The organism is Lentzea indica (assembly GCF_012184385.1).
In the GTDB taxonomy this organism is placed as follows: Bacteria; Actinomycetota; Actinomycetes; order Mycobacteriales; family Pseudonocardiaceae; genus Lentzea; species Lentzea indica.
This window is the reverse complement of record NZ_VSRL01000479.1, coordinates 1-2624: the sequence shown is the minus strand read 5'-3', so window position 1 is coordinate 2624 and position 2624 is coordinate 1. Positions and strand designations below refer to the sequence as shown.

At 66.8% G+C, this 2624-nt stretch carries 1 protein-coding gene; it reads right to left on the bottom strand.

Annotated features, from left to right (window positions below; genetic code table 11):
- The coding region (locus tag FXN61_RS48660; RefSeq protein ID WP_246293282.1) for a condensation domain-containing protein at window positions 1-2624 on the bottom strand (2624 nt) is incomplete at both ends.

Here is a 2624-nt window from a genome sequence, read left to right as displayed (position 1 = left end):
AGCACCCAGCTCGGCGAACGTGAGCTGCTCATCGCCGCACACCACAGCGACCTCAGACGAGGCCCATCCGGCGATCAGGTCCGGCACCGGCCGCTCGACCACCGGCGGCGCCGTGCTGCCCCACTCGACGATCTGGACGGCTTGGGCCGGCCGGTGCAACGGGATGTCCTGGACCAGCAACTCCGGCCGCTCCGCCACCGCGGTCAGCACAACCGTGAGCTGGTCAAGAACCCGTTCGACCGTGACCGCGTCGAAAGCCGCCGTCGAGAACTCCGCCTCGATCTTGAGCGTGGCCTCCAGGTCGACCGCGAAGGTGAGCGGGTAGTTGCCCTGCTCCACCGACTCGGTGGCCTGCAACCAGTCCTCGCCCAAGTCCTCCGGCAGCTCCTCCTGGGGATAGTTGCCGAAAACGACGATGCTGTCGAACAACGCTCGACCGTGCGGCACAGCGGACCACCGCTGCACGTCGACCAGCGGCGTGTACTCGAACCGTTGCACCGCAACCTGGTTGCCCCGCAAGTCGTGCAACCATGAGGTGAACGGCACGTCCTCAGGCACGACCGCCCGGATCGGCAGCGTGTTGATGAACAACCCGACCATCGACTCGACGCCTGCCAAGTCGGCCGGTCGGCCGGACACGGTCAGGCCGAACACCACGTCGTCCTCGCCCGAGGTTTCCGCGAGAACCTTGGCCCACGCGGCCTGAACGACCGTCGACAACGTGACGCGCTCGCGCCGAGCCAGCTCCACCAGCCTGGCCGTCACGCCGTCGTCCAGATGCGTGCGCCGCCGGTCCTGGTCGTAATGGCTCGCCGCCAACCGATCCACCGGCAACGGCGTGGGCGCCTCGAACCCGTCCAGATAGCTCCGCCAGAAAGCTTCCGGCTCGGCCGGGTCACGCCCGTCCAGCCACGCGATGAAGTCCCGATAGGGCCGGGTGGGTTCAAGAGCGCTGCCCTGATAGGCGGCGGACACCTCGTCCATCACCACGGGCAGACTCCACCCGTCGCACAAACCCTGGTACAGGCCCCAAACGAGCCAGTTCTGCCCGTCACCTCGGTCGACGACATACAGGCGCATCAACGGCGGCCGGGCCAGGTCGAAGCCAAGCGCGCGGTCGTCCGCCAGCAACTCCTGCAGCCGCACCTGTTGAGCCGCCTCGTCCAGACCCGACCAGTCGTGGGCCTTCAACGGCACATCAACGTCGCTGAGCACAACCTGAACCGGCTCGGCCACGCCCTCCCACACAAAGCCACTGCGCAGGGATGCGTGCCGGGCGATCACCTCACGCCACGCCGCCGCGAACCGCTCCACATCGATCGGACCAGCCAGGTCATAGACGCTCTGACCCCAGTACAAGCCGTCAACGGGCGAACCCACAACGCCGAACAACATGCCCGACTGCACCGGCGCCAACCGATAAACGTCCACAAGCGACGGACAGCGCACGGTGAGCCCGTCCACCTCATCCTGCGTGAGGGACGCCAACGGGAAGTCCGACGGCGTGAACCCACCCGTCGTGGACCGGCAGTGCTCGACCAGCTCACGCAACGCCAGGACATACCGAGCCGCAACCCGCTCGACAGTGGCGGTGTCGTGCCGGTTGGTCGAGTGGAACCACTCGATCGACAACCGCCCATCAGCGGTCTGCTGCACCTCAAGCTGCAACAAGTGCGAGCGGGTGCCACCTTCGCCTTCGCTCGGTCCGGCGAGATCGCCGTCCAGCTCACGACGGATCAACCCGGCCGAGTCGTCACCAGCGGCGTCATATGCGCCGAGGTAGTTGAACAACAAGGGACGATCCGGCGCATCGGCCAGATCGTCCTGCAGCCACCGCAGGACGCCATAGCCGACACCACGGCGCGGAACCGACCGCAGCTCTTCCTTCACCGCCTTGATCGCCGCACCAGGGTCGTCCTCACGGCTCAACCGCACCGGAAAGATCGACGTGAAGTACCCGACCGTGCGCGACAAGTCCGCGCCCTCACGGCCGTGGCTCTCCAGGTCCACCGTCACGTGGCCGGTGTCTGCCCACTCCCCCAACGCCTGAGCGAGAGCGGTCAGCAGCAGATCGTGGCCTTGCGTGCGATACGCCTTGTGCGCGTCACCAAGGAGCGTCGCAGTCGTCTCGGCATCCAGCCACGACTGCACGATCGCTTCGGACGCCTCGGTGTTCGGGCCATCGCCATCAGCGGGAAGCTTGGCGACGTCCGCGGTCGCGGCGATCCAGTGGTCACGTTCACCGCTGGCGTCGTCATCCTGCAGCTGCAACGCCCACTGCTGGAACGACGTCGTCTTCGGCCCCAGCGATCCGCCGTGGTAGGCGGTGTCGAGGTCCTCCAGCAACACGTTCCACGACACGCCATCCATCACCAGGTGATGCACGGTCAAACCGAGCCACGCAGGCCGATCACCACGGTCGAAGAACACCGCAGACACAAGCGGACCATCAGCCAGACGCAACGACTTCTGTGCCGCCGCCATCTCCGCGACCACAGCCTCGTCGCCCTCAACAGCGACCACCTGCAGCAGACCGGTGGCCTCGATGCCGGCGTTGTGCTGGCTCTCCGGTGTGAACCGGATGCGCAGCGCATCGTGATGCGCCACCACGGCATCGAGCGCCA